At 40.8% G+C, this 26,256-nt stretch carries 28 protein-coding genes; all 28 read right to left on the bottom strand.

The features are described from left to right. Positions 1-6: 6 nt before the first annotated feature. The 28 genes from fliY to M2369_RS11135 all read right to left on the bottom strand — a co-directional run bounded on the left by fliY (position 7) and on the right by M2369_RS11135 (position 26,203). On the bottom strand, positions 7-1,128 hold the full coding sequence (fliY, locus tag M2369_RS11270) for a flagellar motor switch phosphatase FliY (RefSeq protein ID WP_007499588.1): 1,122 nt from the start codon (positions 1,126-1,128) through the stop codon (positions 7-9). Beyond that, entirely contained in the window at positions 1,118-2,116 is a 999-nt protein-coding gene (fliM, locus tag M2369_RS11265) for a flagellar motor switch protein FliM (protein ID WP_008354483.1), read from the bottom strand. The genes fliY and fliM overlap by 11 nt, the downstream gene beginning before the upstream one ends. A gap of 32 nt (positions 2,117-2,148) precedes the next feature. Then, complete coding sequence (gene fliL / locus M2369_RS11260) at positions 2,149-2,577, bottom strand: flagellar basal body-associated protein FliL (protein WP_041507304.1); 429 nt, start codon at positions 2,575-2,577, stop codon at positions 2,149-2,151. Continuing rightward, positions 2,574-2,789, bottom strand: a complete 216-nt coding sequence (gene swrD, locus M2369_RS11255) for a swarming motility protein SwrD (protein ID WP_008344794.1) — start codon at positions 2,787-2,789, stop codon at positions 2,574-2,576. The genes fliL and swrD overlap by 4 nt, the downstream gene beginning before the upstream one ends. 37 nt (positions 2,790-2,826) lie before the next feature. Beyond that, the gene (gene flgG, locus M2369_RS11250) at positions 2,827-3,621 is read right to left on the bottom strand and encodes a flagellar basal body rod protein FlgG (protein ID WP_008344796.1); all 795 of its coding nucleotides are present in this window, start codon (positions 3,619-3,621) and stop codon (positions 2,827-2,829) included. 21 nt (positions 3,622-3,642) lie between these two features. Then, a complete protein-coding gene (flgD, locus tag M2369_RS11245; RefSeq protein ID WP_041507305.1) occupies positions 3,643-4,086 on the bottom strand; it encodes a flagellar hook assembly protein FlgD in 444 nt (147 codons plus the stop codon). Then, positions 4,086-5,408 (bottom strand): flagellar hook-length control protein FliK, encoded by a 1,323-nt coding sequence (locus M2369_RS11240; protein WP_259254225.1) that lies wholly within the window; start codon positions 5,406-5,408, stop codon positions 4,086-4,088. Before M2369_RS11240 ends, flgD begins: the two co-directional genes overlap by 1 nt. Beyond that, a complete protein-coding gene (locus tag M2369_RS11235) occupies positions 5,409-6,095 on the bottom strand; it encodes a MotE family protein (protein ID WP_024720353.1) in 687 nt (228 codons plus the stop codon). Positions 6,096-6,107: 12 nt separating this feature from the next. Continuing rightward, complete coding sequence (fliJ, locus tag M2369_RS11230) at positions 6,108-6,551, bottom strand: flagellar export protein FliJ (protein WP_024720352.1); 444 nt, start codon at positions 6,549-6,551, stop codon at positions 6,108-6,110. Between the two features lie 8 nt (positions 6,552-6,559). Next, on the bottom strand, positions 6,560-7,876 hold the full coding sequence (fliI, locus tag M2369_RS11225; RefSeq protein WP_008344803.1) for a flagellar protein export ATPase FliI: 1,317 nt from the start codon (positions 7,874-7,876) through the stop codon (positions 6,560-6,562). Beyond that, positions 7,873-8,637: a flagellar assembly protein FliH gene (gene fliH, locus M2369_RS11220; RefSeq protein ID WP_024720351.1), complete on the bottom strand. Its 765-nt coding sequence runs from the start codon at positions 8,635-8,637 to the stop codon at positions 7,873-7,875. The genes fliI and fliH overlap by 4 nt, the downstream gene beginning before the upstream one ends. Then, a complete protein-coding gene (fliG, locus tag M2369_RS11215; protein WP_034281776.1) occupies positions 8,630-9,646 on the bottom strand; it encodes a flagellar motor switch protein FliG in 1,017 nt (338 codons plus the stop codon). Before fliG ends, fliH begins: the two co-directional genes overlap by 8 nt. An 11-nt stretch (positions 9,647-9,657) precedes the next feature. Continuing rightward, complete coding sequence (gene fliF, locus M2369_RS11210; RefSeq protein WP_017359091.1) at positions 9,658-11,250, bottom strand: flagellar basal-body MS-ring/collar protein FliF; 1,593 nt, start codon at positions 11,248-11,250, stop codon at positions 9,658-9,660. Positions 11,251-11,300: 50 nt separating this feature from the next. Further along, positions 11,301-11,618, bottom strand: coding sequence for a flagellar hook-basal body complex protein FliE (fliE, locus tag M2369_RS11205; RefSeq protein ID WP_007499609.1), 318 nt, complete (start codon positions 11,616-11,618; stop codon positions 11,301-11,303). Between the two features lie 11 nt (positions 11,619-11,629). After that, a complete protein-coding gene (flgC, locus tag M2369_RS11200) occupies positions 11,630-12,082 on the bottom strand; it encodes a flagellar basal body rod protein FlgC (protein WP_007499610.1) in 453 nt (150 codons plus the stop codon). Next, positions 12,082-12,471, bottom strand: a complete 390-nt coding sequence (gene flgB, locus M2369_RS11195) for a flagellar basal body rod protein FlgB (RefSeq protein ID WP_017359092.1) — start codon at positions 12,469-12,471, stop codon at positions 12,082-12,084. The genes flgC and flgB overlap by 1 nt, the downstream gene beginning before the upstream one ends. A gap of 289 nt (positions 12,472-12,760) precedes the next feature. Beyond that, the gene (gene codY / locus M2369_RS11190) at positions 12,761-13,540 is read right to left on the bottom strand and encodes a GTP-sensing pleiotropic transcriptional regulator CodY (protein ID WP_007499612.1); all 780 of its coding nucleotides are present in this window, start codon (positions 13,538-13,540) and stop codon (positions 12,761-12,763) included. A gap of 34 nt (positions 13,541-13,574) precedes the next feature. Then, the gene (gene hslU, locus M2369_RS11185) at positions 13,575-14,975 is read right to left on the bottom strand and encodes an ATP-dependent protease ATPase subunit HslU (protein ID WP_008344818.1); all 1,401 of its coding nucleotides are present in this window, start codon (positions 14,973-14,975) and stop codon (positions 13,575-13,577) included. 16 nt (positions 14,976-14,991) lie between these two features. After that, positions 14,992-15,537, bottom strand: a complete 546-nt coding sequence (gene hslV / locus M2369_RS11180; RefSeq protein ID WP_007499614.1) for an ATP-dependent protease subunit HslV — start codon at positions 15,535-15,537, stop codon at positions 14,992-14,994. 14 nt (positions 15,538-15,551) lie between these two features. Then, entirely contained in the window at positions 15,552-16,469 is a 918-nt protein-coding gene (gene xerC / locus M2369_RS11175) for a tyrosine recombinase XerC (RefSeq protein WP_007499616.1), read from the bottom strand. 62 nt (positions 16,470-16,531) lie between these two features. Further along, the gene (trmFO, locus tag M2369_RS11170) at positions 16,532-17,836 is read right to left on the bottom strand and encodes an FADH(2)-oxidizing methylenetetrahydrofolate--tRNA-(uracil(54)-C(5))-methyltransferase TrmFO (protein WP_007499618.1); all 1,305 of its coding nucleotides are present in this window, start codon (positions 17,834-17,836) and stop codon (positions 16,532-16,534) included. A 70-nt stretch (positions 17,837-17,906) separates the two neighbouring features. After that, the gene (gene topA / locus M2369_RS11165) at positions 17,907-19,982 is read right to left on the bottom strand and encodes a type I DNA topoisomerase (RefSeq protein WP_008344821.1); all 2,076 of its coding nucleotides are present in this window, start codon (positions 19,980-19,982) and stop codon (positions 17,907-17,909) included. A 194-nt stretch (positions 19,983-20,176) separates the two neighbouring features. Then, positions 20,177-21,079: a DNA-processing protein DprA gene (dprA, locus tag M2369_RS11160; protein ID WP_035700738.1), complete on the bottom strand. Its 903-nt coding sequence runs from the start codon at positions 21,077-21,079 to the stop codon at positions 20,177-20,179. Positions 21,080-21,142: 63 nt separating this feature from the next. After that, positions 21,143-22,045, bottom strand: coding sequence for a succinate--CoA ligase subunit alpha (gene sucD / locus M2369_RS11155; protein ID WP_007499624.1), 903 nt, complete (start codon positions 22,043-22,045; stop codon positions 21,143-21,145). Positions 22,046-22,067: 22 nt separating this feature from the next. Continuing rightward, positions 22,068-23,228 (bottom strand): ADP-forming succinate--CoA ligase subunit beta, encoded by a 1,161-nt coding sequence (gene sucC / locus M2369_RS11150; RefSeq protein WP_008344824.1) that lies wholly within the window; start codon positions 23,226-23,228, stop codon positions 22,068-22,070. 176 nt (positions 23,229-23,404) lie between these two features. Beyond that, the gene (locus M2369_RS11145) at positions 23,405-23,680 is read right to left on the bottom strand and encodes a FlhB-like flagellar biosynthesis protein (protein ID WP_008344827.1); all 276 of its coding nucleotides are present in this window, start codon (positions 23,678-23,680) and stop codon (positions 23,405-23,407) included. After that, positions 23,677-25,410, bottom strand: a complete 1,734-nt coding sequence (locus M2369_RS11140) for a glycosyltransferase (protein WP_259254216.1) — start codon at positions 25,408-25,410, stop codon at positions 23,677-23,679. The genes M2369_RS11145 and M2369_RS11140 overlap by 4 nt, the downstream gene beginning before the upstream one ends. A 28-nt stretch (positions 25,411-25,438) precedes the next feature. After that, positions 25,439-26,203: a ribonuclease HII gene (locus M2369_RS11135; RefSeq protein ID WP_058337357.1), complete on the bottom strand. Its 765-nt coding sequence runs from the start codon at positions 26,201-26,203 to the stop codon at positions 25,439-25,441. Between the last annotated feature and the right edge of the window lie 53 nt (positions 26,204-26,256).

Here is a 26,256-nt window from a genome sequence, read left to right as displayed (position 1 = left end):
GTTTGTTTATTTTAAATTAGAAAGTCTTTCAGACTGACTTAAAATGTCAGTCACACGTACACCAAAGTTCTCATCAATGACAACAACTTCTCCTTTGGCGACGATTCGTTTGTTGACCAGAATGTCGACTGGCTCACCTGCAAGTTTGTCCAGTTCAATGATACTTCCAGCGGAAAGTTCAAGTACTTCTTTCACACTGCGCTGCGTTCTTCCAAGCTCCACTGTTATGGAAAGTGGAATATCCATCAGCATATCAAGATTACCGAGCTGACTTGTTGTATGCTGAGGCTCACTAAATGCCTCAAATTCAACTGGCGCCACATTGACAGGTTCTGCCGGCTTTGGCTTCGCCTGTCTTTTCGGCGGTGCCGATTGCTGCATAGGAGCAGATTGTGCTTGCGGAGCAGCCTGCTGTGGTTCAGGTGCACTCTGAGGTGCTTCTTGAACCGGCTCTTCTTCCGCTGGGTCTGTTAATTCTGCAATCAAATCTTTCGCAAACGTAATAGGGTAAAGCTGCATAATATTTGAATCTATGAGTTCACCTATTGTTAATCTAAAGGACACTTTGACAAGCATCTCTTCAGCTGGAATGCGGTCTGTGCCTTCTCCTTCTTTCACATCAAGCAACTCAACGCGAGGCGGAGAAATATCAATCTTTTTATTAAAGACTGTTGACATGGACGTCGCTGCTGAACCCATCATTTGGTTCATCGCTTCTTGTACTGCACTTAAGTGAATTTCACTTAACGACGGGTCAGCATTTGTTCCATCTCCGCCCATCATTAAATCTGCAATGACTGCCGCATCGGTTTGCTGGATGACAAGCAGGTTACTAGCGCTGAAGCCTTCCGTATAATTCACTTCAATCGCGACATACGGATGAGGAAATTCCTCATTCAGCTTGCTTTTTTGAATCACTGTGACAGTTGGAGTTGTAATCTCCACTTTTTGACTTAATAGGGTTGAAAGTGCTGTTGCAGAGCTTCCAAATGATATATTTCCGATTTCTCCAATGGCATCTTGTTCCATTGCAGAAAGGAGTGTATCAGGCTCTATATCGTCATTGCTGCCTCCTTTAAGGAGCGCATCGATTTCATCTTGTGATAATTTACTTCCGTTATTCTCCATCTTCTTCACCTCTTATGTCGTGATCTAGAATTTGAATCGCCTGTTTCCGATTCACGCGGCCGGCCTGTCCCAAGAATTTCGGTTTATTTCCGACCATAACAGTAAGAGGCGCATTTACTGGTTTGTCCAAGGCAATACAATCACCAATTTCCAAATTCAAAAACTCTTCCACCGTCATTTCCGATTGTCCAAGCTCTGCGACTACCGGTATTTTCGCCGTCATAATCCGTTTTTCAATGGCCTTTGTTTCTTCTTGTTTCGGTTCATTTCGTTCAGATTGCATCCAGTAGTGTACAGACAGCTTCGGAATAATGGGCTCTAATACTACGTGAGGAATACAGAGGTTAATAACCCCGCTGACCTCACCAATTTGTGTATTAAGAGAAATGACGACAACTGTTTCGTTTGGTGACACCATTTGAACAAACTGGGGATTTACCTCGAAATCTGCCATTTCTGGCTCGATGTCGGTTATGGACTGCCACGCTTCTCTGTAGTTTTCCAAAGCTCCCTCAAACATGTTTGAGATAATCTTTGTTTCGATTTCTGTCAGTGATTCTGTCTTATTATGACTAATGCCAATCCCGCCCATCAGCCTATCCATCATGGCATAGCCAATCGTTGGGTTCACTTCAAGCATGATTCTTCCTTCAAGCGGGCTGACATAAAATAAGTTTAATAATGTCATATTAGGAATCGAACGAATAAATTCTTCATATGGCACTTGGTCAACCGAGCTGACAGAAATTTGAATATATGATCTTAGCTGCGCTGAAAAGTGTGTGGTAAGCAGTCTAGCGAAGTTATCATGAATTCTTGTTAAACTTCGAATCTGGTCTTTTGAAAAGCGCAGTGCACGTTTAAAGTCGTACACTTTCACTTTTTTCGTCGTTTCTTCTTTTTTCAGCTCTTCTGCATCCATTTCGCCTGTTGATATGGCGGATAATAATGCGTCGATCTCATTCTGGGAAAGCACTTCTCCTGACATTTCTTCACCTCCATCGTGTCAATTAATCGCCTCTATTGCAGATTAAAGGAGGTTATATAAACTTCTTTCACCTTGCCATCTTGCAAATAGTTATTCACTTTGTTTTTGACCTGTGTTTTAAAATGTTCTCTGCCTTTTTTGCCATCAAGTTCATCTGCATTCGTGTCTGATAAAATGTCAATCACGGCATCTTTCACTTGGAAGCTTCTTTTTTCAAGCTCTTCTTTGGCTTTTTCTGAATCAGTTTCAATATTTAGTACAAGTTTAACCGCATTTCCTTCAGATTTTAAATTGGTCACAATCTCAGGAATTTCAACAGAAGCTTTTACGACTTCATCTGCTGTTGGCTCTTTTTCTGCTTTTGCTTCGTCTGACCCATTCACCAGAAAGAAAATACCTGCTCCAATTCCGACGATAGCAATAATCATGATTAGCATTACTACGACTAATTTCTTCTTCATTCAAACTCCTCTATTCCTTGATTCAATGAAATGACTTGGATTTTTCTATAAAAAGAAATGATTTTCTCCTGAAGCTGCTCTTCATCTTCTTTCACAACGAATTTCTTTCCATTGGCGAGTGTAATGGTCGTGTCTGGAAAGCTTTCGATTTGCTCGATATGGAGAGCGTTGAGCATAAATCCTTTGCCATTTAATCTTGTCACTTCAATCATATTAAGCAGAGAAGCGATAAACCGCTCCCCCTACCTCCTATCGTTTCAGATTCACAAGTTCTTGCAGAATTTCATCAGATGTTGTGATCGTCTTTGCATTCGATTGGAATCCACGCTGTGCGATAATCATTTCTGTAAACTCGTCTGTTAAATCAACGTTTGACATTTCAAGTTTACCTGTTTGAAGTTCACCTGTTCCTTGAGTTCCAGGAGCCATGGCATTACTTGGTGCACCGGAACTGAGTGTTTGGCGATATAAGTTATCCCCAACTTTATCTAGTCCTCCTGCATTACTGAAAGACACAAGTGATACTTGTCCAACAGTACGAGAAACGTTGTTCTCAACAACAGAAACGGTCCCATCTGGCCCAACACTAACACTTGACACATTGTCTCGTGGAATGTTGATTCTTTGCCCATCCATACCAAGAAGATAGTTTCCATCAGATGTTACCAAATCCCCATTTGAATCAGGTTTGAAGTTCCCTGTTCTTGTAAAAAGGATTTCACCTTGCTTTTCAATACGGAAAAATCCATCTCCATTAATATAGAAATCATATGGTTCGTCTGTATTTTGAGAAGAACCTGATGTCATGATTTTATCAATAGAAGATAAAGCTGATCCTAATCCAACTTGTTTTGAGTTGATTGAACCAGAGTTATTCGTCGGTCCACCAGAACTTGCAATGGTTTGACTGACCATATCTTTAAAAGTGATACGGCTTTTTTTGTATCCATGTGTATTGACGTTGGCCACGTTATTGGCTACAACATCTAATTTTGTTTGGAAGTTTTTCATTCCGCTAATTCCTGAGTAAAGTGAGCGTAACATTTATTTTCCTCCTCGATTTGCTTACGATTTTTCTCCAACAGTTGTAACATCCCATGGGCTGATTTTCGTTCCATCTTCTAAATATAGGAAGTATTCATTGTTTATGTTTTTCACAGACTTCACAGTGCCAGATATGTCTTTATCATCTTGTTTGCCCGCTACTTCTTTACCAATCCAGCCTACATATGTCGTAAATGGATCTTGGTGTGCAACAAATGTAGACATGATCTGATTCATTTGAGTGATAGATTCGTTCATATTCATTTGCTGTTCTAAAGAAGAAAATGTTGCAAGCTGTGTGACAAACTCACGGTCATCAATCGGGTTTGTCGGATCTTGGTTTTGAAGCTGCGTAAGCAAGATTTTCAAGAACTGATCTCGGCCAAGTGTATCTGTTTTCTTTGCTGCGTTTGAAGAAGTGTCCGCTTGTGCGGCTGTTCTATTCGTCGCATCAACCGTTGCCATTAGATCTCCTCCTCTTCTTCTTCTGATCCAACAAGCGCATCTAGTACATCTTGGAATTCAGCTTCCTGTTCATCAGGCTGCTGGAAACTTTGTCCTTTTGATGGCTGCTGCTTGCCTTCCTCATTAAATTGTCCAAAAGACGGCTGCTCATTTGACTGAAGCGGTATATGGAAACGGTCAACTTGAACCGACATATTCGGTAGCGCCTGCTTGAGCTGCGGCAGATGATGCTCGAGCAGCTCTTTTGCTGCTTGCGTTGAAGCTGTAATTTTACTCGCATACATCCCGTTTTGTTTCGTTAGCTGGATGGTAATAAACCCTAGATTTTCTGGATTTAATCGTACGGTAAACCGTCCGCTTGAATTGCCAAATGGTGTGAACTTCATTTGTTTCCACGTATTTAAAATCTGCTGATCAACCGTGCCTGGCTTTTCGTCAGTTGTTTGCGTCTGCTGCACAGGAGCAGCTGATTGCAGTTGGAAGAACTGTTTATGCCCTGGAAGCAGCGTATGGGTGATTGTTTTTTCAGAAGCAGGTGCCGTAGTGCCTTGACCTTTGGTGACTTCTTTTTTCAGAAGCCATTCAAGTGAGGCAACACCTTTTGCTGGAGATGAGAAGGAAGATTCTTGCCTTGGAGCAACCATTTCTTTTAACTCTCCTAAGGAAATTTTCCACTCTTTATCTGACCCTTTCGCATTCGCCATCATATGATCGATTAACTGATTAAAGTGTTTCAGCTCGCTTTGTGACATATTATTCAGCTTAGGTGCCGATCCTTGCGAGAAGAACTGCTCTTTTACTTGTTGAATGAGCTTTTCATCTGCTCCGTTTTTCGTTAGAAACTTGATGAACTCTTCACCTTTTGCTTGAATATCCTGTACAAATTTTGCATCAAAGCTCACCGGCTGCTGATTCAGTATTTGATATAAGAAAAAGTGGACTTGTATGAGCTGTTCACTATGTTCAGCAACTGGCTTCTTATCCTGATCGCCATAGATAACCGATTCCATCTTTTGAAATAGCTCTTCAAGTGACTTTAAGTCAGCCCCTTCAAGCTTTTGCCCTTGCAGCGCCTGAAGTGCCGCAAGAAGATCTCCATCTATTCCTTCTTCAGGTGATTGCATCCATTTTTCAATGATTTGCATCGCATCATTCATGGATAGATTGGTTTCCGCTGGCTGAGAAATAGCTGGACCACTTTGAATACCTGCGCCATTTAACAATTGTTTAAACAGGCCGCGAGCAGATACTGCCCCCTCTCCCTTTAGCCCCGAGAGACCTTGGGAAGATTGCTGTAAGGCTCCAATTTCCAATAGCTTCACTTATTGTCCACCTCCATTTTCACTTTCTTCTTTTTTGGCAAGCTCCTTCGTGAACGTTGCTGCCTTCTGAGGTGTCAGTTTTGCTAATATGTCCGTCAGCTTATTTTTACTCAGCTCTTCAAGGATCTTCAAAGCCTCTTTATCACTTAGCTCTGATAGAATTTTGGCAGATTTTCCTGCATCCATGCTTTCATAAATGCTGGCGACCTTTCCTTTTGATTGCTGATTAGAAGATGCTGACGAATCAGTTGAAGATCCTGATCCGTTATTACTTGATGATGTACTGTTTGATGAACTGTCACTTGCTGACGTGTTCTCTTTATCAGATGTTTTTTCAAGTGAATTGATTTTTTGATTCAATCGTTTAATCTCTTCATCACTTGTCTTCAAGTCTTTTTGAGCAATTTCAAGTTCATTCTCTTGTTCTTTAATCGTCTTTTTCAACGCTTTCAACTCTGTATCACGTTGATCGTTATTTGAAGATGACGTTTTTGATGTGTCATCTGATCCAACCAAGCTGCTAATCCCTGGAATGTTTTGGAGCGGTTTCTTTAGATCATAACCTGCCATATAAAGGATTGTGCCCGTTACAATCACAAGCACAACCAATGGGATAATGACAATAAACAAGATCCATTGAAATTTACCGCCGCCGCTTGATTCCTTTGTTTTTTCCTTCTTAGGCATTCATCTCGACTCCTAATGTCCTTGAAACATGAATTGGCTGATAGAGATATCATCCATTTCTTTCATTTCAATTGCCTTATGTTCAAGGGAGAACTTTTCAAATTGCTTTTCTTTCATTTTTTCAAACTTTTTAAACTCAATATTTTTTTCAGTTAAATCAGATTGTTTTTCATTCATTTGATGGCGTTTCATGATCACAAGCTGCTGATAATGATGAATGGTGTTATCTAAATTCGTCACAAATTGCTGATAATGACGCATTTCTTGAACACTCATCCCACTTCTCAGCTTTTCTTCTTTGCTCTTTTCCATTAGCTCTTTTTTACTCATATTTTCATAGAGTTTTTCAGCGGCTTGCTCAAATGCCGAAACGGATTGTTGATACGCTGCGAGTGATTTGTCTTTTTCACTTTCTTTCAATTCTAAGAGCTTTTGAAATTTGTATTGATATCTCACTGTTTTTGTCAATCCTCTCTATTCATCAAACTGAGCAATATCCTCACGCTGTCTTCAATCGATACAGCCTCTTCAACATCCTGCTTCAAAAATGAAATCAGTTGTGGGTAAGCTTGCATGGCCTCATCAATATCTTTAGAGGAGCCTTTTTTATATGCTCCAATGTTAATGAGGTCTTCAGCGTTTTGATATGTGGATAAAAGCTGGCGGAACCGGTTAGCCGCTTCCTTGTGATCATGACTTGCGATATTACTCATGACACGACTGATACTTTTCAGAATATTGACAGCTGGAAACTGTCCTTTGTTGGCCAGTGCACGATCAAGTACTATGTGGCCATCTAAAATCCCCCGCACTGTATCAGCGATCGGCTCATTCATATCGTCACCATCAACAAGCACTGTGTAAAACGCTGTGATGGAACCAAGTTGATTTGTACCAGTTCGTTCTAGCAATTTTGGCAGTATAGCGAACACTGAAGGCGTATATCCTTTTGTTGTTGGCGGTTCACCGGTTGCAAGTCCTATTTCCCGCTGTGCCATGGCGACCCTTGTGACAGAATCCATCATAAACATGACATTTTTGCCTCTGTCTCTGAAATATTCGGCAATAGCTGTTGCAGTATAGGCTGCTTTTAGTCTTGTCAGTGCGGGCTGATCTGAAGTTGCGACAACAACAATCGAACGCTTCAGTCCTTCAGCTCCTAAATCTTTTTCGATAAACTCGCGAACTTCACGTCCACGCTCTCCAACAAGTGCAATGACATTGAGATCCGCTTCTGTCTGCTTGGCAATCATCCCCATCAAGGTACTTTTACCAACACCGCTTCCCGCGAATATGCCAATTCTTTGACCAGTGCCGACTGTGAGCAAGCTGTCAATCACTCTGACACCAACGCCCATTTTTTCACGAATAGGCGGTCTGTCCATCGGGTTTGGAGGAGATTGTTCTGTTGAGACAGGTGCAAGTCCTTTAGGAAGCATGCTGCCGTCCAGTGGATCACCGAAGGCATCAACAACCTGCCCGATTAAACCAGTTCCTACTTTGACCTTTAACGATTCACCTGTTGCTTCAACAAGACTGCCTGGTGAGATGTTAGAGGCTTCTACGTAGGGCATGAGTAGAATGTTTTCATCTTTAAAGCCAACGACTTCTGCTTTTATCGGATGGTTCTTACTCCCTTTTTTGTGAATAAGACATACATCACCGATTGAGCTTTCTGGCCCCTTGGACTCGATCATCAGTCCAACAACTCGATTGACTTTACCAAAACGTTTGTAAGGATCGGCGGTTTCAATCGTTTCTTTTAGCACATCTATGTTCATTTGTGATCACCTGAATCAATGACTTCTAATAACTTTTCTTTTAACTGATTCATTTGGGTATCAACACTCGCTTCCACTTTTCCAAAGCTTGTTTCGACGTAACAAGTACCTTTTGGTGCTTTTTCATCCGAGTAAATGGCAAGATGTGTATTCTTTTGAAGGATTCTATTTAATTCGTCTTTATATTCCATCACATGTTCGTAATGTGCAGGGTCTACATAGATGGAAATATCGTCATATTCCTTCACTTCTGAAACGACCTGCTTCACTAGCGTTAAAAATTGTTCTTTTGTGTCCTCAGCTGCATTCCATACTCGTTTAGCGAGCTCAAACGCAAGTTCGACAATTTCTTCAGCAGAGCTTTCGATTTTTGCTTCATAGTCCTGCTTTGCAAGGCTGACAATGTCATTCGCTTGATCAAGAATCGATTGATACTGTAAATTCGCATCTGCTTCGCCCTTTTGAAAACCATCTTGATATCCTGTTTGTTTCGCTTCTTCAATGAGCTGTACTCTTTCTGCTTCAAAATCAGCTCGCCGCTGATTGATTTCAGCCATTGTTTGTTCCAGCTCACGATTTGCTTGTTCTAAAATACGGCTTGCTTCATCTTGTGCATCACTTAATACAAGCTGAGATGCTTCTGTCTCGTTGACAAGCTCTTCTTCGTGATGTTCTCTTTTGAATTCCACTTGCTGCAAGGGAATGGTTTGACGGCCTTGTTCAGGAATAACAGATGTTTCATGTTTGATAATCCTAGACAATGATATCGTCTCCTCCACCTCGAGCTATGACGATTTCTCCAGCCTCTTCAAGTCGTCTTACGATGCTGACAATACGAGTCTGTGCTTCCTCGACATCTCTAAGCCGGACAGGTCCCATAAACTCCATTTCTTCTTTGAACGTTTCGACCATACGTTGCGACATGTTGCGGAAGACAATTTCTTTGACTTCTTCGCTTGCCACTTTGAGTGCAAGTAGTAAATCGTCATTTTCAACATCTCGAATCACGCGCTGAATGGCTCTGCTATCAAGAGTAACAATGTCTTCAAAGACAAACATACGTTTCTTAATTTCATCAGCAAGCTCAGGATCTTGAATTTCCAGTGTATCTAAAATGGTTTTCTCCGTTGCACGGTCTACACCATTCAGTACTTCGACTACCGCTTCGACTCCGCCCGTTTGGGTATAATCTTGCGTAAAGGTTGAAGAAAGCTTTTGTTCAAGAATACGTTCCACCTCATTGATGATCTCTGGAGATGTGCGATCCATTAAAGCAATTCTTCTTGCAACCTCAGTTTGTACTTCCTCGCCTAACTCAGATAAAATCTGTCCAGCCTGTACTGGATCTAAGTAGGAAAGAATGAGCGCAATGGTTTGTGGATGCTCGTGCTGGATAAAGTTTAAAATTTGCTCTGGGTCAGCCTTTCTAGCAAAATCAAATGGTTTCACTTGAAGTGAGGATGTTAAGCGATTTAAGATACTGTCCGCTTTGTCCTCACCAAGCGCTTTTTCAAGCACTTGTCTTGCGTACATAAGGCCGCCTTGTGATATGTAGTCCTGCGCGATGGCAATGCTGTGAAACTCTTCGATGACTTCATCTTTTTTAGCAGTATCTACACTTCGTACATTTGAAATTTCTAATGTTAATTTTTCTATTTCGTCTTCAGACAGATGTTTGTATACAGATGCTGACACGTCTAGCCCTAAGGAAATCATTAGGATTGCTGCTTTTTGTCTGCCTGTTAGTCGATTTGGATCTTTTCTCGACATGTGTATTCCTCCTAATCCTCGGACAGCCAGCTGCGTAGCAATTTAGCAAAGTCTTCTGGTTTATCTTTTGCCATTTTTTCAAGCTGATTTTTTCTCACCATTTCTTCTGTTTCTGGCTCAGTATCGATATCAGGAACATGAATTGGTGTACGTTCATCAAACTCAAACTCTTCTTCCTCTTCTTTTCTTCGCTTACGTACGAGAAGAATGATGAGAGCGATAATGGCGAGTAGTAGCACACCGCCAACAATATAAACCCAAATTGGAATATTGTTTGAAGGGTTTTCTGCTGCCGTTTGCTGTTTACCGTCTAATTTTGATACAGATAAAACGATTTTGTTATCTAAGTCAGCTTGAGTGAGCGCTTGACCGTTTGTGTATTCTTTATCAATCGATGTACTGATGATGGTTGAAAGAATTTTTTTGATATCATCCTGCCTTTCAGCAGTTAATGAATTCGGATCGTTTGCAGTAGGCGGTTCAACCAGTGCCTGAATGCCAACGTCTCTGATTTTATAAGGACTTTCTTTGATATCTTTATGAATGCGGTTGACTTCATAATTGATACGATCTTCGCTCTTTTCGTAATCTCCGCTTCCGTTCGTTCCATCGGCGCCTTGATAATTTGTGACATCATCGTCACCTGTTCCAGCGGTGCCTCCAGCTGCTGCGCCATTGCCTGAATAAGTTTCAGCAATCTTTTCAGCGCTGACAGCAATTCCTTGCATGTTTTCTTGATCAACTGGTTCGACAAGATCTTCTTTTCTTTTTTCTTCAGTAAAATCAATGTCTGTAGTGACCGATACGGCAACTTTCTCTTGACCCATCATCGTTCCAAGCAGCTGTTGAATTTTTCGTTGAAGATTCTTTTCAATCTCCTCTTTTTTCTGCTGCTGTGCATCCATTCCACTTGCATAGGAATCTGAGCTGCTGTTTAAGTCATAGTAGTTGGAATCTTGGTCCATAATGACAATGTTTTCTGTTTTTAAATTCGGCACACTTTTTGAAATAAGATGATAAAGGCCTTTTACTTGTTGCTGAGTAAGCGTGTAGCCTGGTTGAACTTGCAGCACAATTGATGCTGATGCATTACTTTGCTCTTCTCCAACAAAAACGGAATCTTTTGGCAGGTTAATCATAACCTTTGAATCTTTAATCCCATCAATCGTGTTGATCAGATTGGATAGTTCTGTCTGAGTTGCGTCTACTTTCAGAACATCAAATTCATTATCTGTTAAACCGAAGCCGGAATTGTTCGCAAAGAAGGAGTAATCAATATTCCCTGTTTTAGGAAGTCCTTCTGATGCAAGTGTTACTTTTAAAGTGTCTGCTTGCTTTTCTGGAACTAAAATCGTCGTTCCGTTATTTGCAAGTTCCGATTTAACGTTTTTGCCATCCAGTTCCTGTTTGATTTGCCCTGCTTCTGCCTCAGACAAATCTCTAAACAACGGAACCATTTTTTCAGAAGAAGCAAAGATGCTAACAACCGTAATAATGATTGCTAGGGCAGCTACGCCGCCAATCATGAGTATTTTTTGTAATTTTGATCGATTTCGCCAAAACTCAACTGTTTTTGTTCTTAATTGCATTAAAGTACGATTCATCTTAACCCCCGGTCATTCCATTCAGTCTATTTTTTGTCCACCAGCACCTCCTACATCTGCATTCTCATAATCTCTTGGTACGCTTCGACTGCTTTATTCCGAAACTCGGTTGCAGCTGTGAGTGTCACACTCGCTTTTTGTGAAGCAATCATGACTTCATCGAGATTGACATCTTTCCCTTGTGCGAGAGCATTCGTATACTGGTCTGATTTCAGCTGTGATTGATTTAATGCCTCAATGGAATTCTTCAGCACATCAGAGAAATTCGTTTGACTTTTAGGTGCAGCCGCCTGCACAGACGATGCATTCGTCAATTCACTTGCTTGCTGAGCGGTTTGAAGCTGGAAAGGAGATATTGCGTTAACCAATTCTTTTCACCTTACTTTCCTATTTCTAAAGCTTTCATCAGCATGCTTTTATTCGCATTCAGCGCAGTCACGTTTGCTTCATATGATCTTGAGCTGCTGATGAGATCAACCATTTCCTTTAATGGATCAACGTTTGGTGTTTGAACATATCCATTTTCATTGGCATCGGGATTTGTAGGATCATATTGAAGGTTGAATGGAGTTTCGTCTTCAGTAATTTTTGTTACTTTGACGCCGTTTCCTAATTTGCCGCTCGAATTCATGCTTGAGTTCAATATAGATGAAAATGATTCACCTGACGGCTGTAATGTGACGAGCTTGCGTCTATAAGGCTCCCACTTGCCATCAACCTGTTTAGCTCTTGTTGTATCCATATTCGCAAGGTTAGAGGATACAACGTCCATTCTGAGCCTCTGTGCTGTTAATGCTGAGGCCGAAGCGTTCACGCCTGAAAAAATCGACATCACTTACCTCCTGTCAAAACTGTTTTAAGAGAATTGAACTTTCCGCTCATTCTTTCAACCAACGCATTATACTGAATTTGGTTTTTAGCGAGTTCACTCATCTCTTGATCAATATCGACATTATTTCCGTTTTCTTGATAAGAAGTACGGTTACTCGAAACAACTGAATAATTAGACCCTGTTTTAGAGAAATCAATGTGACCTTGGTATGTTTTTTTAGCATCTAATTTGATTGACGCATCATTTAGCATGTCGTGGAATGCAACTTTTTTAGACTTGTAGTTCGGTGTGTCTATATTCGCGATATTATTGCTTATGACTTTTTGCTTAACGTTCGCTCTGCCCAAGGCATTCTCAAGGTTACTTATCGTTCCAGAAAATATATCCAAAACCATATACCTCCAATCATATGTATTTCATTCCATTTAATCATGTCGAGATTTGTAAAACCATATGTTCATTGTAAGAAATAATAGGATTAAAGTCTATGATGTAATTGTAAAAAAAACTCGTAATATATATCTATTTTACAAATAGGTATAAAGACCTAGATTCAAAGCACTACAGAATTGTAAGGGGTTTCTTGGAAAAAAGAGTGTCATTTTTCGGACAAATCCTCATTTTTTATACAAAAAAACCCTTTTCAGCGTTTATTTCGGCCGAAAAGGGTTTTTTTGATTAGTGAGATTTTAAATTTTCAAGTTCAATTAAAAATTTGTTGTTTAACACTTTGATGTATGTTCCCTTCATTCCAAGAGAACGAGATTCAATAACGCCTGCACTTTCTAATTTACGAAGTGCGTTTACGATCACTGAACGAGTGATTCCTACACGGTCAGCAATCTTACTTGCCACAAGCAGCCCTTCGTTTCCATCAAGTTCTTCAAAGATATGCTCAATCGCTTCAAGCTCACTATATGAAAGAGAGCTGATTGCCATTTGAACAACCGCTTTACTTCTTGCTTCTTCTTCAATTTCTTCCGCTTTCTCGCGAAGAATCTCCATTCCAACAACTGTTGCGCCGTATTCAGCAAGAATTAAATCATCATCTGTGAATGTATCTTGCAAACGAGAAAGGATTAACGTCCCTAAGCGGTCTCCGCCTCCGATGATTGGTACAATCGTTGTCAAACCTGATTGGAATAAATCACGGTTCTCAATCGGGAAAGCTGTGTACTCACTATTGATGTCAAGGTTTGAAGATGTTTCAGGGACATTGAATAAGCTTTTTGTATATTCTTCAGGGAACTGACGATCTTCCAGCATTTTTTTCATACGTGCATTTTCAATCTGCTGGTTAATAGAGTAGCCAAGAAGCTTCCCTCTTCTGCTTAATACGAAAATGTTTGAATCAATGACATCTCTCAATGTTTCTGCCATTTCTTTAAAATTAACCGGCTTCCCCGCTGCATCTTGCAGCATCGAGTTAATAATCCTTGTTTTTTGTAGTAACGCCATAATAATGATCCTCCTAGATTACTTTATTCATTTGTTAAAGTATAAATTGACTTAAGTCTTTATTATTTGCAATCTTTCCTAGCTTCTCTTCTACATACTGAGGGGTAATGGTCACTGTTTCCATTGTAATATCAGGCGCCTCAAATGAGAGCTCTTCAAGCAGCTTCTCAAGTATGGTGTGAAGCCTTCTTGCACCGATGTTATCCGTCTCCTGATTGACGTGATAAGCCACTTCGGCAATCTTATGAATAGCATCGTCAGAAAATTCAAGAGATATACCTTCTGTTTCAAGTAGAGCCTTATATTGCTTTAATAACGCGTTATCTGGTTCCGTTAAGATTTTCACAAAGTCTTCTATACTTAATTTATCTAATTCTACACGGATTGGGAAGCGCCCTTGAAGCTCTGGAATCAAATCCGAGGGTTTCGCCATATGAAAAGCGCCTGCTGCTACAAATAGAACATGATCTGTTTTCACAGCCCCATACTTCGTCATCACAGTGGAACCTTCTACAATCGGTAAAATATCACGTTGAACCCCTTCACGAGAAACATCTGCAGACGATGCACCACCGCTTTTGGCAATTTTATCGATCTCATCGATAAAGATTATTCCTTGCTGCTCTGCTTTTTGCACGGCTTCCTGACCGACTTCATCCATATCAATCAGTTTTGAAGCTTCCTCAGCAGTTAACGCTTTTCTCGCTTCTCTGACGGTCAGCTTTCTGCGTTTTTTCTTTTTAGGCATGAGATTGCTAAGCGCATCCTGCATGTTCATACCCATTTGCTCCATACCCGAGCCTTGAAGCATATCAAACATGGAAGGCTGCTGCTCTTCGACTTCAATCGTGACGTAATGGTCTTCAAGTTCACCCATCGCCAGCTGGTGCGCAATGCGTTTTCTCGTCGACTCAAGCTCTACTTCTTCACTTGAGTGATCTCGATCACTTTCATCAGCATCAGAACCACCAAACAGCATCTCAAAAGGATTTTTCACAGACTGACTTTTTTTCTTTCCAGGAACAAGTAGATGAACAAGCCGTTTGTTTGCTTGTTTTTCCGCTTCTTCTTGAACATCCTTCATTTTTTCTTCTTTGACTAGTCTGATTGCTGTTTCCACTAAATCTCTGACCATTGATTCTACGTCACGTCCGACATATCCAACTTCAGTAAACTTCGTCGCTTCCACTTTAATGAAAGGTGCACCAGAAATCCTTGCAATTCTGCGGGCAATTTCTGTTTTCCCCACACCTGTCGGACCAATCATTAAGATGTTTTTAGGAACGACTTCATCCTTTAGCTTATCATGTAAAAGACTTCTTCTGTAACGGTTTCTTAAAGCCACCGCCACTGCTTTTTTCGCATCAAGCTGACCAATAATGTACTGATCGAGCTTTTCAACTATCTCTCTTGGGGTGAACGGCTTTTTCTCCATACGTCTCATGTCCTTTCTATTCAAGCTCTTCTAAAGTGATTTGATCGTTCGTGTAGACACAGATTTCTCCGGCCGTTTCAAGAGCCGCCTTTGCAATCTCTCGAGCTGAGAGATGGTCACCTGCATGTTTTTTGAGTGCTCTCCCGGCGCTAAGCGCGTAGTTACCGCCTGACCCGATAGCCAAAATGCCATCGTCTGGCTCGATGACCTCTCCTGTTCCAGATACGAGCAGGATGCTTTCTTTATTCATGACGATCAGCATGGCCTCAAGCTGTCTGAGCATCTTGTCACTTCGCCATTCTTTCGCCAGTTCTACAGCTGCTCGTTTTAGGTTACCACCGTATTCTTCAAGCTTCGTTTCAAACTTCTCAAAGAGTGTAAATGCATCTGCAACTGAACCAGCAAAACCTGCGAGTACTTTGCCTCCGAAAAGACGGCGCACTTTTTTTGCTGTGTGTTTCATGACGACAGCCTGCCCAAAAGTGACTTGACCGTCTCCAGCCATCGCACTTTTTCCTTTATGTTGAACGGCAAAGATTGTGGTTGCATGAAATGATGACATGAAAAAACCTCCTTTTAGGATCGTTTAAAAGCCCTTGGGTGATGAGACATGTACGTTTTTCTTAAAGAATCTTTTGATACATGCGTGTACACCTGTGTTGATGATAAATTTGAGTGACCAAGAAGTTCTTGAACACTTCTTAAATCTGCTCCCTCGTTTAAAAGATGCGTAGCAAAGGTGTGCCTTAACATGTGAGGATGGATATGTAATGTGCCAGACGCCTTTTTCATTAATTCAGTTAGAATGAATCGAACGCCTCTGTCTGTAAGAGGAGCTCCGCGCTGATTCAAAAACACATGTGAATCAGCACGATCCTTTCCCTTCACTTTCAGCTTCTGCCTTCCATCCTCTAAATATGTGGAGAGCGCTTCATGTGCATAAGAGCCGAAAGGTACATACCGCTGTTTGCTGCCTTTCCCATGAACAAGCACTGTATCCATCGATAAATCAAGATCAGATTCTTTTAATGAACATAACTCACTGACCCTCATACCTGTTGCATAAAGAAGTTCTAAAATGGCTTGATTTCTTTGACCAAGCGGTGTATTTACATCAGAAACTGTAAATAGCTCTTTTAGTTCCTCTTCATACAAAAATGAAGGAATTCGCTTATCCTGCTTTGGTAAGCTAACGAGTAAAAAAGGATTTTCTTTCACAAGCTGTTCTCTTAATAAAAATTTATAAAAGCTGCGAAGTGCAGAGACTTTCTTACTAATCGTTCTTCTTGTAAGGCCTTTTTCATAAGCTTCTGTTAAATAAATTCTCGTATCTTGATAGGATACCTCTTCAAAACCGTCTATTCCTTGAATGTTCATAAATCTGACAAACTCTTCAATCGCCTCAGTATAACCCGAGATCGTTAAAGCTGAATAGTTCTTTTCAATCTGCAAATATTCAATGAATAAGTGGACAAGACGCTGTTTATCTGTCATTTTTACACCTCTTTAAGGCTTTTAAATGGTATCACATATCTTGCTTCCCGTGCAATGTTTTACTACAGAGATTTCGAAATAGTTTGAATAGTTTCGATTGCGCGTTTAGCGTACTCTGCATAGCGCTCTTGTTTGTTTTTAATTCGAACGCCAAGATCTTTCAGCAAGCCAAAGTTTGCATTCATCGGCTGGAAGCTTTTCTTGTTTGTTGATGTGATGTAGTAAGCCATACTGCCAATCGCTGTTTCTTCTGGAAGTGTCACAAGCTCTTCTCCTTTAACAAAACGAGCTGCGTTGATTCCAGCCACTAGTCCTGAAGCCGCGGACTCAACATATCCTTCAACACCAGTCATTTGTCCGGCAAAGAATAAGTCGTCTCTATTTTTAAATTGATATGTCGGTTTTAGAAGGCTTGGCGAGTTAATAAATGTATTACGGTGCATCACACCATAGCGAACAATCTCTGCCTCTTCAAGACCTGGGATCAAACGGAATACTTCCTTTTGATCGCCCCATTTTAGATGTGTTTGGAAACCAACAATATTATATAAAGTACCTGCTGCATCATCCTGTCTTAATTGAACAACAGCGTAAGGTCTTTTCCCTGTTTTTGGATCTTCAAGTCCAACTGGTTTCATCGGGCCAAACAACATGGTTTTTTTCCCTCTTTTGGCCATGACTTCAATGGGCATACAGCCTTCGAAGAAGATTTCTTTTTCGAACTCTTTTAACGGCACAGTTTCAGCAGAAATGAGCGCCTCATAAAAACGATCGAATTCTTCTTCTGTCATCGGACAGTTTAAATAAGCCGCTTCCCCTTTATCATAACGTGATTTCAAGTACACTTTATCCATATCGATGCTGTCTTTCTCGAGGATCGGCGCTGCTGCATCGTAGAAATATAAATACTCTTCACCTGTTAAGGATTTTAATTCTTTTGAAAGTGCTTCTGATGTTAGAGGACCCGTTGCGATAATCGTCGGACCTTCTGGAATGCTTTGCACTTCTTCTTGAAAGACCGTCACATTCGGGTGATTTTTCACGCGGTCTGTGACGTTAGCTGCAAATTCATGACGATCTACTGCAAGCGCTCCACCAGCAGGAACCGAGCTTTCATCTGCTGCTGCGATGATTGCTGAGTCTAAATGACGCATTTCTTCCTTTAGTACACCTACTGCGTTTGTTAAAGCGTTCGCACGCAATGAGTTACTGCATACGAGCTCCGCAAATTTATCAGTGTGGTGAGCTGGTGTTTGTTTAACAGGTCTCATTTCATACAGATGAACTTTAATTCCGCGCTTGGCAATTTGCCATGCCGCTTCACTTCCTGCTAAACCTGCTCCGATCACATTTACAAATTGACTCATTGTACAACTCTCCTATTTCGTAAGTTCTATTTGATGACATAAAAAAGCAGGTGAACAAGGCTGCTCACCGCTATTTTTGTTGTTCCTCTTTATAATCACAGTTCACACATTGAACTTGAATGCCTTTTTTCAGCTTTTTCTCTACAAGCATATTTTCGCATTTTGGACACTTTCTTTCAATTGGTTTGTCCCAAGAGACGAATTCACACTCTGGAAAACGATCGCAACCGTAAAAAATGCGGCGCTTCTTAGATTTCCGTTCAACGATATTTCCTTCGTGACAAGTCGGGCATTTGACACCAATATCTTTGACAATTGGTTTTGTGTTACGGCAGTCAGGGAAATTAGAGCATGCCATGAACTTACCGTATCTCCCCATTTTGTACACCATTGGATGACCACACTCTTCGCAATCAACTCCGGCGTATTCAGGCTCGATCTCAACTTCCTGCATCTCTGCTTCTGCTTTTTCTACCCGTTTTGCAAAATCTTGATAGAAACTGTCGATAATGCGTACCCATTCAATCGTACCTTCTTCAACGCTATCAAGTTCTTTTTCCATTTTCGCAGTAAATTCTACGTTAATGATTTCAGGGAAGAATTCAATAATTAAGTTGAGCACAATCTCTCCAAGCTCTGTTGGAATAAACCGTTTGTTATCAAGTGCCACGTAGCCGCGCTTTTGAATGGTATCTAATGTTGGTGCATACGTCGATGGGCGGCCGATACCCAGCTCTTCAAGGGTTTTGACAAGTCTTGCCTCAGTGTAGCGTGGAGGCGGCTGCGTGAAGTGCTGCTCTGGTTCAATATCTTTTGAAAGAACGGTATCTCCCTCTTTCAGATCAGGAAGCATTTTGTCCTTTTCTTCTAACTGGTCGTCCTTCCCTTCAACATATACTTTCATAAATCCAGGGAATTTCACCTTACTCCCATTTGCACGGAAAGTAAGCCCGTTATTTTCAAGATCCACACTCATTGTATCAAGAACAGCTGGTGCCATTTGGCTTGCCACAAAACGTTCCCAAATCAATTTATAAAGACGAAGCTGATCTCTGCTTAGCACGTGTTTGACATCTGCTGGTTTTCTTAGCGTAGAAGTCGGACGGATGGCTTCGTGAGCATCCTGTGCATTTTCATTCTTTTTGGCAGTACGTTTTGTTGTATTCAAGAAATTCTTGCCATACGTTTGATCAATGAAAGCAGATACTTCTTCAATTGCCGTATTGGAAATACGTGTCGAGTCCGTTCTCATATATGTAATGAGACCTACTGTACCTTCTTTACCAAGATCAATTCCTTCATATAATTGCTGTGCAATCATCATCGTTTTCTTCGCACGGAAGTTTAGTTTTCTCGCTGCCTCTTGTTGTAAGGTAGATGTTGTAAACGGAACAGCTGGGTTGCGTTTACGTTCTTTTTTCGTCACTTTTTCAACAGAAAACTTGCTTCCTTTTAATTTCGAAAGGATTTCTTTTACATCTTCTTTTGTTTTTAGCGGATGTTTTTTGCCATTTACGCCAAAGAAACTCGCTTCAAAGCTTTCTTTCCCTTTTAGGAAGGTACCATCAATTGTCCAGTATTCTTCTGGTTTGAATTCATTAATTTCATTCTCGCGGTCAATAATCAGGCGGAGTGCAACTGATTGAACACGACCGGCGCTTAAGCCCTTTTTGACTTTCTTCCATAAAATTGGGCTGATTTTATATCCAACGAGACGATCTAAGATTCGTCTTGCCTGCTGCGCATCAACCAAGTCCATATCGATCATACGTGGATGTTTAAAGGAATCTTTAATTGCATCTTTTGTAATCTCGTTAAAGACAACGCGGCAATCTGAAGAGAGGTCAAGGTCAAGGCTGTGGGCTAAATGCCAAGCAATCGCTTCTCCCTCTCTGTCGGGGTCAGCTGCGAGATATACTTTTTTTGCTTTCTTCGCTGCTGTTTTTAATTCTTTTAAGACTGGACCTTTTCCTCGAATCGTAATATATCTCGGTTCGAAGTCATGCTCAGTGTCAACACCAAGCTGACTTTTCGGTAAATCCCTTACATGCCCCATTGAAGCCTTTACTTTATACTTTTTTCCTAAATAACGCTCAATCGTTTTCGCCTTTGCTGGCGACTCAACGATGACTAAATAATCAGCCATACTCAAAATCCCCCTTAAGAGGTGTTCTCTCTTTATCCATTTCACAAATTTATATTTATGTTAATTGCACCTATCTAACAGGCAATCGTTAAAAATTCTTTATGATGAACATCATTATAAACACGAAAAACAATGTGTAAACTTAAATCCTCACTATTATTAAATATTCCGATGTCTTTTGTCAAACGATATTTTTATGGGAGTTCAGTATATTGAACACCACTCAAGGAGAATTCCTCTAAAATATCCTTCGTTGAATGAACAAGCTTGGCACCTTGCTGAATCAGTCTAGCTGGACCTATAGAATTAGAATCAAAGATCGATCCTGCAACAGCAAACACTTCTTTTCCTTGCTCTAATGCCTGGTAGGCTGTAATAAGCGAACCGCTCTTTTCTTTGCACTGGACCACGATGGTTCCTCTTGTCAGGGCACTAATTAATCGGTTTCTCATTGGAAAATGCCATTTTTCTGGTTTGATATAAGGCGGATGCTCTGACAACAGTAAATGATGTTCTCCCATATATTGAGCCATTTGCACATGTTCTTTTGGATATACATGTTGAAAGCCGCCAGCTACAACACCAATCGTTTTTCCTTTTTTTCTTATGCACTCTTTGTGTGCAAGTCCATCAATTCCTTTTGCTAAACCACTCACAATCATCCAATCTTCCTCTACAAGTTCTCCAACAATTTTCTTCACGCACGCTTCTCCATAAGAGGATGGCACTCGTGTACCTACTACACCTAAACTTTTTTCTTCATTTAAATAGGTAACGTTTCCTTTTAGGAATAATACTGGGGGAGGATCATAAATGTGTTTTAGTGAGCTGGGATATAAAGGTGATGTGATGGGAACCATGTGAATATTTTGCTTTAAATAGGCTTGAACGATGTGTTGAAAAATGGGGAATTCATTTTCTTCAGCTTGTTGTAAGCGGGTAAAGTCGATCTTTTGTAATGATCGATCCTGTTTGAAATGATGTGTTTCTTCATTTATATATAGCTCAGGATCGACTTTCCACCATTTTGTTAACAAAGAGGGTGAGATGAGGCCTTTTAAGCGGTGAAAAATCATTCTTTCGGACACGTTGTACATACCATTCCTCCAGTTTAAGATAGAAAGAAGAAGACTTGTCAAAGAACAAGTCTTCTTGTGTCATTAATGCGTTTTACAAGCTTCGAAGAGATTCTTCTCTTTTAACACTTTAATTAAGGTTTCTCCCATGACAGATGGTGTCTCTGCCACTTCAATTCCACATTCACGCATTGTTTTTACTTTTTCATCAGCAGTTCCTTTACCACCAGAAATAATGGCACCAGCATGTCCCATACGTTTTCCTGGAGGCGCTGTTTTACCGCCAATAAAACCAACAACCGGCTTGGTCATATTTGCTTTTACCCATTCAGCTGCTTCTTCTTCAGCAGTACCACCGATTTCACCAATCATGATCACAGCATGCGTTTCAGGATCTTCATTGAAGGCTTTTAATACATCAATAAAGTTCGTGCCATTGACAGGGTCTCCGCCAATTCCTACAGCTGTTGATTGACCAACACCAGCCTCTGAAAGCTGATGTACCGCTTCATATGTAAGCGTTCCAGAACGAGACACAACACCAACATGACCTTTTTTATGAATGTAGCCAGGCATGATGCCAATTTTACATTCTTCAGGTGTAATCACGCCAGGACAGTTCGGTCCAACAAGTCTTGTCTTCTTACCTTCCATATAGCGTTTCACTTTAACCATATCCAGAACTGGAATGTGTTCTGTGATACAAATCACTAGATCCACTTCTGCATCAACAGCCTCTAAAATGGCGTCTGCTGCAAATGGTGCTGGTACATAGATAACAGAAGCATTTGCTCCAGTTGTCTGTACTGCTTCAGATACAGTATTAAATACAGGAACTCCCTCTACTTCAGTTCCACCTTTTCCAGGTGTGACACCGCCAACGATATTTGTTCCATACTCAATCATTTGTTTTGTATGGAATAATGCGGTTGAACCGGTAATCCCCTGAACAATTACTCTCGTATTTTTATTAATAAATACACTCATTTAGGTTCCCTGCCTTTCTGCTCTACTTGACTAAAGATACGATCTTTTCTGCCCCGTCAGCCATAGACTCAGCAGAAGTGATATTTAAGCCTGAATCACTCAGGATTTTCTTCCCTAATTCAACGTTTGTTCCTTCAAGACGTACAACGAGTGGTAATGTTAAGCCGACTTGTTTCGTCGCTTCAACAACACCTTCTGCGATGACATCACATTTCATGATGCCGCCAAAAATGTTCACGAAAATCCCTTTGACATTTTGATCAGATAAGATGATTTTAAATGCTTCCGTTACTTTTTCAGCAGTTGCACCGCCGCCAACATCAAGGAAGTTTGCAGGGTCCCCGCCGTAATGCTTGATGATATCCATTGTAGACATCGCAAGGCCTGCTCCATTCACCATACAGCCAATATTCCCATCTAAAGAAATGTAGCTTAGGTCATATTTAGATGCTTCAATCTCTTTTGGATCTTCTTCATCAAGGTCACGGTATTCTAATATATCTTTTTGTCTATATAAGGCATTGCTATCAAAGTTTAATTTTGCATCAAGTGCCATGACTTTTCCATCACCTGTTACAACAAGAGGATTTATCTCGGCAATTGAACAATCCTTTTCAATAAACGCATTGTAAAGGCTTGTCATAAACTTAACAGCTTGACCAACTAATTTTGTTGGAATATTAATTTTAAACGCAACTTCTCTCGCCTGATAGGCTTGGAGACCAATCGCTGGGTCGATGACCACTTTCACGATTTTTTCTGGCGTTTTTTCTGCTACTTCTTCAATTTCAGTACCGCCTTCTTCAGAAGCCATCAAAACAATTCTTGATGTCGCTCTATCCAAAACGAGTCCTACATAGTACTCTTTTTGAATATCGCAGCCTTCTTCAATAAGTAAGCGTTTTATTTCGCGCCCTTCAGGCCCTGTTTGATGTGTGACAAGTGTCTTGCCGAGCAATTCCTCTGCAAACCCTTTCACTTCATCTTTTGTTTTTGCAATTTTTACCCCACCTGCTTTACCACGGCCGCCTGCATGAATCTGTGCTTTTACGACATATACAGAGCTTCCTAGCTCTTCTGATGCTTTCACTGCTTCATCAGGTGTAAATGCTACTTTACCATTTGGAACTGAAACCCCATATTTTCTTAGGATTTCTTTTCCTTGGTACTCATGGATATTCATTTCCCATCCTCCCAACATATGTAGAAACAAAAATTATAAAATAGACTGCGCTTTCATTTTAAAGAATAAAAAAGAGAATGTCTAGGGTTCTATGTAAAATCGTAAAATCCTTCTAAACATTCAAACTTTTATTTTATTAAAAATATAAATTTTTCAGTCAAAACACTTATTTTACCTTATTTTTTCATTTTTTGATCCAACCGATAGATAAATGAAAATATTTCTGCTACAGTATCGTATAACGCTTCTGGGATTTCCTCATCGAGCGTTAAGTGGCGCATCAGTTCTACTAAATTACGGTCTTCTTGGATAGGGACGCCAGCTTTTTGAGCTTCTTCAATAATATGATCAGCCACATAGCCGCTGCCTGTTGCAACGACTTTTGGCGCCTTTTGTTTTTCTTCATCATAGTGTAGAGCGACCGCTCTTCTAAGCGGTTTTGAATCTTTCATACTCGTAAGTCCAGCCCTTTCTCGCTGATTTTATGAAAGTGTTCATCTAGAAAGTCAGACGGATCAATTGGCTCTTCTCTCTTTTTCGCTGTAATCCCCGTTAAACTATACCCTAGGGCATTTAAATTCTCTCGAACAGCTGGAACCATTGGATTAATGGTCCCTTGAAGTTCGTGAGCCGTCTCGACTGTAATTGACATCACTTTTTGCTGAATCGTACAGTCTATTAACGTTTCTTCTAAGTTCTCCATGTTTAAATAAAACATTAAACGGCACTGAGAAATATCAATAGAGCCATCTTTTTTCTTATGCCCTTTTAGAATAAAGGTTAAATCTTGAACACTATGTTTTGAGAAAAGAGGGTAAGAAACCATCATTTGACTAACTGTTTGGTTTTCCTGATGCACTAGTAACTGCCCATTTAATCTATGGAATAATTGATCCATTTCTTTTTTTACGGGTTCCGGAACATCAGCTTGCCTTGCATCATTTAAAACCATCTTTAATTGGTGAAGCTCTTGGCTTTTGACATCTTGGCTGCCCTTTTCCAGTAATTTCAGCATCCCAATTTCATCTCGTACACCTATCGCTTTTTTCATCGTCATCAGTAAATCGAGTACATCGGTTTTATTGCTTAATGCTGGTTCAGTCTGCTGAATGACCTTTGCCAATGCGTTCGCCTCTGTTTTTGAAAGAAACGGAAATTCCTTTTGAAGCACGGCTGCCTTTGCGTCAGCCTGTGGCCCTGCCTGCTGGACTGCTTGAACCAGTGATGTGAGTTGTTTTACATCAAGCTGCTGCTGTCCGTCTGTGCCTTGCTTTGTGATGCTTGTCAGAATGCGTTCTATTTGCTGAAGCGGGAGCTGTTTTGGACTTAATAATTGCTGCACGCTGTTCTGATTCACTGTATCCACCTGTCGCCCTTGTATAGCGGCGGGCTGGCTCTGCTTTGTTTGCTGAGCCGGATTGACATGAGGCTGCACCTGCTGCAAGCTTTCTCCTTGCTTCGTTTGACCTTCTTTTGCTCCTAGAAGCACCGATAAGAGCTTTTCTGCATGAACAGTTGTCTCAGCATTTACAACCGTACGAACGGCCTGTGTAAGAGCCTGTGTGGCTTCTGATTGCTTCGGAAGCTGTGTTAATCGATCTAGCAGTGCTGTCACATCCTGATGAAGTGTAGAGGGGGATTTCATCGCTAATATTGATTGGAGTACTCCTTGTTGAATCGGCAAATCTTTCTTTAAAGCAAAAAGAAGTGCTTGCAGGCCTTTTTTGATATCCGCGCCTTGAAGTTGTTCAATCCATTTTACTGCCGTTTTTAACTCTGCTTCGTTGATGACCGGTTTTTCTTTTAAAAAGGCTGTAGCTGTTAACATTTGTTCAAGTCCATTTTTAAGCGACAGACCTTCTAGTAGTTTAGCTGCGGCATCCTTTAATGTTTTAGGATCTTGGTCAAATTGCTGAACAGGTCTTAATTTACTCAGACTGCCTCCACCTTCTTGTTCTAATTGGAACCAGTAGAAAGAATCGGCTTTTAGCTGAGCCGCTAGCTGCGCTTTGATTTTGGTCGAACCTATTTGAACAAGTGCTGTATCATCCCCAAGCATTTTCAGTACTTTGCCGAGAATGAGCCGGTGAATATTTTCCTTTCCTTCCGTGTTAAGCGGAACAGATTCTGCTGTATTCAGCCGACTATTCAGTGCAGTATGTATATCTTCAACTCTTGTCATCACAGGCAGCCTCCTTGTGTCAAAATATTTATGAAATAACAGATTTCACTGGTGCAAATGATAACCGGTGGATAGGTGTGGCGCCATGTGTTTGAATGGCAGCCAGGTGCTCTTTCGTTCCATACCCTTTATGTTTTTCAAATTGATACTCAGGGTACTGGCGTCCATACTCTTCCATCATTTTGTCCCTTGTCACTTTGGCAATACATGCACCAGCTGCGATGGATGCGCTTTTAGCATCTCCTTTGATGATATTCTCCTGTTGAGTAGGAAGCGGGAGCGTCATCGCATCTATGAGTAGATAATCAGGTGTGTGAGTGAGCTGCTTTACAGCCTTCACCATCGCCAGTCTTGATGCTTCGTATATATTTATTTCGTCAATCGTTGCCGCATCAACAATGCCGATGCCGATGTCGAGTGCTTCCTTTTGAATGAGCTCATAATAGGTCATTCTTTTTTTCTCAGATAGCTGTTTTGAATCATTTAAACCGAGTAGGACGGTATCCTCTTTTAATATCACAGCTGCCGCAACAACTGGGCCAGCAAGTGGTCCTCTTCCTGCTTCATCTATGCCTGCAATACAATTGTATCCTTGAGCTCTTGCTTTGGTTTCAAATTGCAGCATTTGCTTCCATGCTGCACGTAGTTCTTGCTGCTTTTCTCTCTCTTTGTTCCATTTGTCCATCAGCTTATGGACACTTTTTCTTGTATCGTCTTTCAATAGTTCACGAATGTATGACTCGTCGTCAGCATGTTGTTCTATTAATTCTTTTATTTGTTTGACCGTGTACATTGGCTTTTCCGCAGCCTCCTTCTTTATATCGGCAGTTTTTCGCAAAAAATAAA

Source organism: Bacillus sp. JUb11 (assembly GCF_024807925.1).
GTDB lineage: Bacteria > Bacillota > Bacilli > Bacillales > Bacillaceae > Bacillus > Bacillus altitudinis.
Note: the sequence above shows the minus strand (reverse complement) of the source record. Positions and strands in the feature narration are given on the sequence as shown.

What these genes read in the sequence shown, in the direction of transcription:
- fliY (WP_007499588.1), bottom strand. Translation starts at nt 1,128, where the DNA reads ATGGAGAATAACGGAAGTAAATTATCACAAGATGAAATCGATGCGCTC.
- fliM (WP_008354483.1), bottom strand. Translation starts at nt 2,116, where the DNA reads ATGTCAGGAGAAGTGCTTTCCCAGAATGAGATCGACGCATTATTATCC.
- fliL (WP_041507304.1), bottom strand. Translation starts at nt 2,577, where the DNA reads ATGAAGAAGAAATTAGTCGTAGTAATGCTAATCATGATTATTGCTATC.
- swrD (WP_008344794.1), bottom strand. Translation starts at nt 2,789, where the DNA reads ATGATTGAAGTGACAAGATTAAATGGCAAAGGATTTATGCTCAACGCT.
- flgG (WP_008344796.1), bottom strand. Translation starts at nt 3,621, where the DNA reads ATGTTACGCTCACTTTACTCAGGAATTAGCGGAATGAAAAACTTCCAA.
- flgD (WP_041507305.1), bottom strand. Translation starts at nt 4,086, where the DNA reads ATGGCAACGGTTGATGCGACGAATAGAACAGCCGCACAAGCGGACACT.
- M2369_RS11235 (WP_024720353.1), bottom strand. Translation starts at nt 6,095, where the DNA reads ATGCCTAAGAAGGAAAAAACAAAGGAATCAAGCGGCGGCGGTAAATTT.
- fliI (WP_008344803.1), bottom strand. Translation starts at nt 7,876, where the DNA reads ATGAACATAGATGTGCTAAAAGAAACGATTGAAACCGCCGATCCTTAC.
- fliG (WP_034281776.1), bottom strand. Translation starts at nt 9,646, where the DNA reads ATGTCGAGAAAAGATCCAAATCGACTAACAGGCAGACAAAAAGCAGCA.
- fliF (WP_017359091.1), bottom strand. Translation starts at nt 11,250, where the DNA reads ATGAATCGTACTTTAATGCAATTAAGAACAAAAACAGTTGAGTTTTGG.
- flgC (WP_007499610.1), bottom strand. Translation starts at nt 12,082, where the DNA reads ATGTCGATTTTTTCAGGCGTGAACGCTTCGGCCTCAGCATTAACAGCA.
- codY (WP_007499612.1), bottom strand. Translation starts at nt 13,540, where the DNA reads ATGGCGTTACTACAAAAAACAAGGATTATTAACTCGATGCTGCAAGAT.
- hslU (WP_008344818.1), bottom strand. Translation starts at nt 14,975, where the DNA reads ATGGAGAAAAAGCCGTTCACCCCAAGAGAGATAGTTGAAAAGCTCGAT.
- hslV (WP_007499614.1), bottom strand. Translation starts at nt 15,537, where the DNA reads ATGTCATCATTTCATGCAACCACAATCTTTGCCGTTCAACATAAAGGA.
- xerC (WP_007499616.1), bottom strand. Translation starts at nt 16,469, where the DNA reads ATGACAGATAAACAGCGTCTTGTCCACTTATTCATTGAATATTTGCAG.
- trmFO (WP_007499618.1), bottom strand. Translation starts at nt 17,836, where the DNA reads ATGAGTCAATTTGTAAATGTGATCGGAGCAGGTTTAGCAGGAAGTGAA.
- topA (WP_008344821.1), bottom strand. Translation starts at nt 19,982, where the DNA reads ATGGCTGATTATTTAGTCATCGTTGAGTCGCCAGCAAAGGCGAAAACG.
- dprA (WP_035700738.1), bottom strand. Translation starts at nt 21,079, where the DNA reads ATGTACAACGTGTCCGAAAGAATGATTTTTCACCGCTTAAAAGGCCTC.
- sucD (WP_007499624.1), bottom strand. Translation starts at nt 22,045, where the DNA reads ATGAGTGTATTTATTAATAAAAATACGAGAGTAATTGTTCAGGGGATT.
- sucC (WP_008344824.1), bottom strand. Translation starts at nt 23,228, where the DNA reads ATGAATATCCATGAGTACCAAGGAAAAGAAATCCTAAGAAAATATGGG.
- M2369_RS11145 (WP_008344827.1), bottom strand. Translation starts at nt 23,680, where the DNA reads ATGAAAGATTCAAAACCGCTTAGAAGAGCGGTCGCTCTACACTATGAT.
- M2369_RS11140 (WP_259254216.1), bottom strand. Translation starts at nt 25,410, where the DNA reads ATGACAAGAGTTGAAGATATACATACTGCACTGAATAGTCGGCTGAAT.
- M2369_RS11135 (WP_058337357.1), bottom strand. Translation starts at nt 26,203, where the DNA reads ATGTACACGGTCAAACAAATAAAAGAATTAATAGAACAACATGCTGAC.